7 protein-coding genes are annotated in these 9,201 nt (G+C 29.5%); all 7 read right to left on the reverse strand.

Annotated features, from left to right (window positions below; all coding sequences use genetic code 11):
* The coding region (dgt, locus tag Q0F58_RS15010; protein ID WP_294378254.1) for a dGTP triphosphohydrolase at nucleotides 1–729 on the reverse strand (729 nt) is incomplete at its 3' end.
* A gap of 196 nt (nucleotides 730–925) precedes the next feature.
* Nucleotides 926–1,147, reverse strand: a complete 222-nt coding sequence (locus tag Q0F58_RS15015) for a YdbC family protein (protein WP_294378257.1) — start codon at nucleotides 1,145–1,147, stop codon at nucleotides 926–928.
* Between the two features lie 21 nt (nucleotides 1,148–1,168).
* Nucleotides 1,169–1,891 carry a hypothetical protein gene (locus Q0F58_RS15020; protein ID WP_294378262.1) on the reverse strand — a complete coding sequence of 241 codons (723 nt, stop codon included), beginning with the start codon at nucleotides 1,889–1,891 and terminating at the stop codon, nucleotides 1,169–1,171.
* Between the two features lie 25 nt (nucleotides 1,892–1,916).
* On the reverse strand, nucleotides 1,917–3,650 hold the full coding sequence (locus tag Q0F58_RS15025; protein WP_294378266.1) for a DEAD/DEAH box helicase: 1,734 nt from the start codon (nucleotides 3,648–3,650) through the stop codon (nucleotides 1,917–1,919).
* Between the two features lie 147 nt (nucleotides 3,651–3,797).
* Nucleotides 3,798–5,177 carry a restriction endonuclease subunit S gene (locus Q0F58_RS15030; protein ID WP_294378269.1) on the reverse strand — a complete coding sequence of 460 codons (1,380 nt, stop codon included), beginning with the start codon at nucleotides 5,175–5,177 and terminating at the stop codon, nucleotides 3,798–3,800.
* A 1-nt stretch (nucleotide 5,178) separates the two neighbouring features.
* Complete coding sequence (locus Q0F58_RS15035) at nucleotides 5,179–6,648, reverse strand: class I SAM-dependent DNA methyltransferase (RefSeq protein WP_294378271.1); 1,470 nt, start codon at nucleotides 6,646–6,648, stop codon at nucleotides 5,179–5,181.
* A 47-nt stretch (nucleotides 6,649–6,695) separates the two neighbouring features.
* Complete coding sequence (gene hsdR / locus Q0F58_RS15040) at nucleotides 6,696–9,059, reverse strand: EcoAI/FtnUII family type I restriction enzme subunit R (RefSeq protein WP_294378273.1); 2,364 nt, start codon at nucleotides 9,057–9,059, stop codon at nucleotides 6,696–6,698.
* Between the last annotated feature and the right edge of the window lie 142 nt (nucleotides 9,060–9,201).

Below are 9,201 nucleotides of genomic sequence, written 5' to 3' on the forward strand. Positions count from 1 at the left end.
ATGATGACGTTGTGCAATTTCATCAGATAATGCAACAATAAGGCCTTCTATTGTTATATTTTCATTTTTTAAAACGTCATTATATTTATCATAAAATGTCAAAGAAGATGTTTTATTTATATTTCTGCACTCTTCAGAACTTCCTCTAAATGTACATTTTGAATTTGGCTCATCATAAAATCTGCATTTTTTATATTTTAAACTACTATGATTTAACATTCCCCATAATGTATATTTAGTTAAATTTAATCCTTGTTTGGTATTATTGCAGCTTTCCAAATCTTTAACTACCCTAATACTCTGCCAATTGTGTTTAAAACCTTTCTGATCATCACTTAAACATTGTTTATATTCAGTTCTTAATGCATCACAGCCACTCATAATATCATTTAATGTTCTTTCACCTACATGTCCAAAAGGAGTATGTCCAATATCATGACCTAATGCAATTGCTTCTGTCAAAATCTCATTTAATCCTAAAGCTTTAGATATAGTCCTTGCTATCTGAGCAACTTCTAAAGTATGAGATAATCTATTTCTAATATGATCATCTTCACTGCTTAGAAATACCTGAGTTTTTCCACTTAATCTTCTAAATGCTCTTGAATAGAGTATTCTGTCCCTGTCTCTATCAAATTCACCTCTAAGCTCATGCTTTTCTTCTTTTGCAAATCTTTCAGTATTTTCCTCTTTTGCTCTAAATAATTCACTTACTTTTTTATCTAACATGTTGTATAACCCCTCCTTTTTATTTATTGCTTACTTATACTATTAATAATATCTCGGTATTTTTATTTTAAATGTTTATACTATTTATTAAATATCATTACTATATATAAATTTAATGCTTACAATAAAATGTTCTTATTATTTTTTAAATATAATAGTCAATTATTCTGCACCCTAAAATTTTTTTCTACTTATATTAAATATCCATATTATTAAGCAATTCTTTTAGTTTCTTCAATTCATCAACACTTAATGTTACACCCTTGCCCATATTTTCATGTTGTGGAGCCCAGTCTCTCAAATCATATTTTGCTTCTTTCCCATTCCATGATATTAGGTTTAATTCCTTAGTCCAGCCTTTTGATGATTCTGAAATTATGCCTACCTCGTCTTTTATTTCATATTTTATATCTGCCAATAAAATCATTCCTTTCTATAATTAATGAAGCTCACTATAATCTGCCCTCAAATAAATTTTAAAATCATTCATAGAAATCTTATATTCTCTTAATATATTCATTATAATATTTCTTATACTATTGGCACTATGATTAGTTGAAACAAATAAATCTATATTATCAATTTTCCTAGGTGCTCTCACTATATCATTTTTGTTATAAGCAAAATATGTCACTTTCTTACCATTCATTCTTTGATTATCAGGAAAACTCATTATTATTTCTTTATTAATTTCTGAAACTGCATTGCAAGTCTGCAAAAGCATATCCTTCCAATCTCTCACATTATACTTTTTATTAAGTAGTTCAAAAGCTATAGGCCTTTTATGTGTAAAATCTTCATATAAAGTATGTTGAACATTGGAATCAACAACATAATCATTATAATTGGGAATTTCCCTTTCTTCCTTTTCTTCAGGACTTATAACATCATCATCCTGTCCATTAATATTCAGCATGTCCATAATCTCTTGAAGCTTTATAGCTATTTTATTTAACCTATTTTCTTTTTGTCTATATTCATCAGCTTTATCGAAATCTCTTTCTTTTTTAATTATTTCACCCGATTTTTCTTCAATAGTATCAATACTACTCTGTACAACATTTTCAAGAAGCTCTATTCCTTCCTTTAAATCATTTGCACATTTAGGAAAATTTCTGTTTATAAAATCACATAGTTCATTATCTAATAATTTTTCATCCATATAATTTTCACTCCTTTACATCACATTAATCTCTATATTCATCAGACTCATTATCCCAATAGTCTTTAAATCTCATATATGCCTGCTGTACGCCTAAATTATGTATATTATCTGAAAAATCAATTATATTGCATTCTTCAGTTCCACCAAATCTAGTTCCACGTATACCTCGTCCTACAATTTGCTCATATAGTATATTGCTATTTATTGGCCTACAAATAACTATATTTTCAGTTTTAGGCGCATCAAATCCTGTTGTTAAAACACCATAATTAAACAGAAAATCTATGGTTCCTTCTGTAAACTGCTTTATAATTATTCTTCTTTCTGTTTTATTTGTATCTGAATCTATACATGCAGATTTCCTTCCAATAATGTTTAACATTGTTGATAGAAATTTAGCATGTTCTACTGTACAAGCATATACTAATGTTGGAGAATTTTTTTCGATCTTAAGTAATCTCTTTATTATAAGAGCATTTCTATTATTATCTGAAGCTAGTTTCTTTAAATGAGATTGTGAATACTCACCATTTTCTTCTAGATCTTTGATTTCTTCATCTGTTAACGTATATTCAATGTTAGACTTATATACAATATGATTAACTTTAGATAAGTATTTATGTTCTTTAAAATATTCAAGAGGGTTTGAAGAATATTTTTCATCATCCTCAAATTCAGGTGTAATTAAATTTTCTTGAAATCTATCCACTAATTTTCCAACAACATCATCAGAAATAATAGTATTACGTCCTGGTGTTGCCGATAATCCGCATACTGGAAATAATTTATTATTAGTTAATTCTTCAGCTTTTTTAAATAATACATCATACATATGAGATGAAGCTCTATGCGCTTCATCTATGATTATTGCACCAGTATTAGATAATATTTTTTTGATTGCAGAATCGTCATTTTTGATTCTATTATAAATTTTATTAATACTTGCAACAACAACTCCACCATGTAAATCTTCTGCATCCATTTCATATTTTGAAAAGTATCTATAAATAGTTAATGGCAGAATAAACTCTCTGCTGCTCCACATCTGTTCAATACAGCTTATACATTGTTCACAAAGTTCTTCACTTTGTGCAATCCAGACCATATATTTTTCTTCTTCAAATCTTTGTTGCATCCAGTCTAAAAAACCTTCAACTGCAACTCTTGTTTTTCCTCCTCCAGTAGGAAGGGAAATCATACACCTTGTTTTATCTTCCTGTAATCTTAAAATACTCAATAACTTCTCTTTGATTTTTATCTGGTATTCTACTAAGTCAGGAACTTTTCTTCTAGGCTCTATTGTTTCTATAGATTGCTTTGTATTTTCTTTTTTTGTTGCAATTCCAGCTAGTATAATAGGAAAACCTGCTTCTTTTATAAAATCATTAGCCCATAATTGACCCGATACCCAGTTTTTTTTACTCAAAGGTTTTCTCATATATGATGCAGTTGTTATATTTGCTCCTTTAGATGGATATTTATTATATAACTTTATAATTTGTTCATCTGAAAGTTTGTCCAATATTTTCTTTCTTAATTCTTTGTTAGAGAATAAATTTAATCCTTCCCTAATTACTAATAATCTGCATAAAGTTTCTCTGGTTGTTTCAATATTATTCATGTTTAATATAAATTCAGATTCTTTTTTTGACTTTTTATCTAATAACTTATTCAACATATTAGTTGATATATTATATTTATCAATCAACAATCTTACTGTATCTTCAATTTCAGCTTCTGTTAATGTATAACGCATATTAATTAATACTCCTCTTCTTTTTATTTGTACATTTTATTTTATGAGTTAAGTTCTATTTATTTGACTTAACTTCACAATAAGTATATTTGACAAATATTTAGCTCCTTTTGATATATAAATAATATCAAAAAGAGCTATGCTATTTTATTTAATTAATTGCTTACAATATGGAAGTAGTTCTTCTATTTTTGCTACTATACGCTTTTGTTCTTCTAGTGGTGGTAAAGGAATTAATTGATTTTTTACTACTTCTCCAGTTATTGCAACAAATGTTGTTCCTGTAGCTTTTTTAATAAAATCATTTTTTAAAGCTCTTAAAAAATATAGTATAAACTTTTCACTAATTCCATTAAATCCTTTGATTGCACACAGACCTCTTCCTATGCATATTTCTCTATCAACAATATTAGCAATTCCAACAGGTGCTCTAACACATAATAATACAGAGTTAGCTTCAGCTATTTTAGTTGGCTTAGTGGTAAATTGATTTGATTTTTTTATATAATCCACTCCAAAAAATACCTTTCCTTGATGAAATTCTACTCCTTCATTTCCATCAAAAACGCTATCTCCCTTAGGTGATTGTCCCATAACTACTCTAAACACATCTCCAAGTCTCACCCACTTCCAATTCTCAGGAATTTCAAAAGGAATCTCCTCTTCAGTAATTTCAGGGAGTGGCTTTTCTTTCTTTATCTTTTTCTCTTTAATAAGTTTTTCTTTTTCTTCTTGAATCTGATTATATAATTCTTCTGCTGTTCCTTCTTCTGCTCGCTGTTCTACAAGCTTTCCTTGAATGGCATATTGTAAAATTGATTTCTGCATATCTTCTGGAAACTTTTTATTTAAAGCTTCTACTTTAGTGTATGCTTTATCATATTGCTCTATATATGGCATTAATTCTTCTATTTTTGCTACTATACGTTTTTGCTCTTCTAATGGTGCGAGTGAAAATAATAATGGATATATTTTTTTCCCAGATACAACTGGTTGTGCTGTAGCATTATTATTTTTTCCAAGCTTCATATGACGCAACATATAAACTAAAAATTCTCTATTAATATATTTTTCAGGATATGTTGTTATAAACGCATTATCAGTAATCCATGCTTTATTTTCTGTTATATGAACACTCCCACAATAAAATCCAACTCTCCCTATTACTACAGTTTCTTTACATACAAGATATTTATCATGATATCCTGTTATTCCATTTCCACCATATACAGGAATACTTCCGCCCTTCATTTGCTTAGAAGTCAGTCCTTTACCTGATTCAATTGAAATTATATTGCCAAGTCTCACCCACTCCCAGCTTTCAGGAATTTCAAAAGGAATTTCTTCTTCAGTAATTTTAGGGAGAGGTTTTTCCTTATTTATTTTCTTTTCCTTAATAAGTTGTTCTTTTTCTGCCTTTATCTTTTCTATAAGTTCTTTAGCTGTCCCTTCTTCTGCTCTTTGCTCTACAAGTTTCCCTTGAATAGCAAGCTGAAGTATACTGTTTTTTAAATCCTGTCCGTTCATCTTAATTACCTCCAAGCATAGAAGTAATTTTTTCTAATACATGGTCTATTTCAGCATTTAAAAAAGCTCTCTTTTCCTGATACTGGCTTATAATCTCCATTGGCTCTAATATTTCTTCTTCTTCATGTGGAAAACCACATAAATCAAGATTATATCCTAATGATTCAATTTCTTCTGCTGAATATTTCTTAGCCTTAGGGAATCCATCCACCTCTATTTCTTCCCTGTTATCCCACCAATCTAATACTAAATTAAAATGTTCCAGTTTCATTGGCTTTGTCTTTGAAAAATTCTTATATCCTTGAGGCATGTCCAAACGATAGAACCATGTTTCTTCTGTTGGATGCGTATTATCAAAGAATAATATATTTGTTGTTATAGATGTATATGGTGCAAATACACTGTGTGGAAGTCTTATTATTGTATGAAGATTAAATTCACTAATAAGTTTCTTTTTTATATTAACCTTTGCATTATCTGTTCCAAATAAGAATCCATCTGGAAGGATAATTGCACATCTTCCATTTGTATTAAGTCGGAACATTATTATGTTCATAAATAAATCTGCTGTTTCTGAACTTTTTAAATCACTTGGGAAATTCGATTTTACACTTTCCTTTTCATTTCCACCATATGGAGGATTCATAAGTACAACATCATATTTTTCCATATGTCTGTATTCTTTATAATCAGTTTCTAATGTATTTCCATGAATTATATCTGGATTATCAATATCATGAAGAAGCATATTTGTAACACATAAAATATGAGGCAATGCTTTCTTTTCAACTCCATGAACTGAATTATTGTATATCTCCCTTTTTTCAAGAGAATTACCAACCTGCTCATCTAAAACATTAAGAGCAGATACTAAAAATCCTCCTGTACCACATGCAAAATCTGCGATTTTTTCTCCTAATACAGGCTTTATAACTTTAACCATAAAATCTGTTACTGCTCTAGGTGTATAGAATTCCCCTGCATTTCCTGCACTCTGAAGATCTTTTAGGAAGGATTCGTATATAGTTCCAAATGCATGTCTTTCTTCATATTCAGTAAAATCAATTTCATCAATAATGTTTATAACTTGACGAAGAAGTATCCCATCTTTTTGATAGTTGTTAGCATCTTCAAATGCATATTTAACTATTATCTTGCTCATTGGCATTTCTTCATCTATTTCAACATTTTTAAGGATAGGAAACAACTTATTATTAACAAAATCCAGTAATGCATCACCTGTAAGTGCTTTTCCATCTTTCTCATCTATAGCCCAGTCTCTCCATTTAAGTCCTTCTGGAATTATTGATTCATACTCATCATCATATAGTTCCCATTCTTCTTCCTTTGCATCATAAATCTTTAAGAATAAAATCCATACTATCTGTTCTATTCTTTGTGCATCACCATTTATTCCTGCATCATTTCTCATTACATCCTGAATTCTTTTAACAAAACTTGTTATAGCCATTTTTAAATCTACCTGCTTTCATTATTTTGAATTTATATCTACTGTCTTTAAGCTGAGTAAATTTCATTTTCTAACTCTCTAACAGCTTTTTGATAACCTTTTTTTCCACCAAATTCTTTAACAATCTTCATTGGACTACCAAACTTAGCAAATTCCTTTAATTGAAGTACCTTTGTTTCTTCAATTTCTTTAATTCCATCATCTGCATACTTATCAAGAAGTGCTTCAAGTACAGCATTAGCCATATCTGAATACTTGTATAAATAATTACGCTTCTTTACATTGTTAGCTCTTTCTTTCTTTGTAAGAGGTGCTTTATCATATGCAAGATGGCATATTAAATCAAAATCATCCAGTTCAGTTTTACCTGTTTCTTCTTTGATAGCATCCAATAATACTCCCTCTTCTGCTAATTCATCAATAATTGCCTGTTTTTTTTCGGCTTCAGACCACTTTTTAAGAAAATCATCAAGACTTGCATATTTGTTTAATATATTTTTCTTAGAATAATCAACAAGACTTTCTGTTATAAGCTTCCCGTCTTTATCTATATATTGAACTCTTTCTGAAAGTACTTTGACACATACATCTTTTATGTAATACTTCTTAGGTTTGTCATCATCTTCAGACTCTCCTGAATTGTTTTCCTCACCTATACCATATGGTTGTCCATCTTTTTCTATCTTTTCTGTTTCATCTTCATCCGGAATCCCTTCATCTGTTGGATCTACAACTGGATCGTCTCCATTAATATCAATAACAACTTCTGGTGGCCCATTAAAATCAGGATCAGCAAATAATCTTGTAGAATTTCTAAAATCCATAATTGTAAAATATGTTTTTCCCTTTTCTTCAAGAAGTCTTGTCCCTCTACCAATGATTTGTTTGAATTCTGTCATACTATTAATATTGTTATCCAATACAATAAGCTTGCACATTTTAGCATCTACACCTGTAGTCATTAATTTACTTGTAACTGCTATAACTGGATAAGTACTTTCTTCATCAATAAAATACTCTAACTGGCTTTTGCCTTCATTATTATCTCCAGTTATACGCATTATATATTTATGATTTTGAGAATATAAATCTTTATTTTCATTTATCAAAGCCTGCCTCATACGTTCAGCATGTTCAATATCAACACAAAATACAATTGTCTTGCTAAACCTGTCAGTCTTCTTAAGAAATTCTGTAACTTTAGCAGCAATTACTTTAGTTCTATCTTCAATTACTAAAGTTCTATCATAATCTTTTACATTATATTCCCTGTCTTCAATTTCATATCCATTCTTGTCTTTTTTACCTGCTTCAGGTCTATATCCTTCTAAATCTTTATCTAATCCTACTCTGATTACTTTATAAGGAGCTAAAAATCCATCTTCAATTCCTTGCTTTAATGAATATTCATAGATTGGTTCTCCAAAATAAGTTTGACTTGAAGCTTCTTTAGTTTCAATAGGAGTAGCAGTACATCCAACGTGTGTAGCTGAAGAAAAGTAATCTAGTATTTTTCTCCATGATGAATCTTCTTTTGCACTTCCTCTATGACACTCATCAATAACTATAAGATCAAAGAAATCAGGCTTGAATTGTAAATATGCCTCTTCTCCATCTTCACCTGAAAGTTGTTGATATAAAGCTAAATAAATTTCATATGAACTATCTAACTTTCTATTTTCAACCTTAGTCATTTTTCCTCCAAAAGGTTTAAAATCTCCAGTCATAGTCTGATCTACTAATACATTTCTATCTGCTAAAAATAGTATTTTCTTTTTAATACCAGCCTTCCATAATCTATATATTATTTGAAATGCCATAAATGTCTTACCAGTACCAGTAGCACATACAAGTAAAACTCTGTCTTTACCACTTGCAACTGCATCTACTGTTCTATTGATAGCTATACGCTGATAATACCTAGGCTTTTTATAATTAGGTACATAATAATATGGTTCTAGCATTGCTTTTTCTTCTACATCTGAGATGTTCTTATCTTTTAAATATCTCTTATAAAGATTTTCTGGTGAAGGAAATTCATCAAGACTAAGTTCTCTTACTTCACCTGTAATTAAATTCTGCTCAACAAATCCATCTCCATTAGATGCATATACATAACTAATATCTAAAGCCTTTGCATATTCAATTGCCTGCTGTAGTCCTGCTCCAACTGGTTTATTATTATCTTTTGCTTCAATAACAGCTAAAGGGAAGTTATTCTTATAAAATAAGACATAATCTGCTCTTTTTTGCTTTCCCCTTGTAGTAATATTTCCACGTAATATTATTCTTCCTGCTGTAAAAGCATATTCCAAACGAACCTGTTTTTTTATATTCCATCCTGCATCAACAATTGCAGGTGTAATATATCTTGCTTTAATATCCTCTTCAGATAGCTCACTTTTCCCCATCTATGTAACCCCCTTTTAATATTGCCCTGTGTTTCTATTAATACATCCTAAATTTTCTATAATTATTTATAATTCAAATTTCAAATCATTATACCTTTTATTCTATAATATTACATTTGATTGTATTATATCATTAGATTAA

Source organism: uncultured Clostridium sp. (assembly GCF_934754915.1).
In the GTDB taxonomy this organism is placed as follows: Bacteria; Bacillota; Clostridia; order Clostridiales; family Clostridiaceae; genus Clostridium.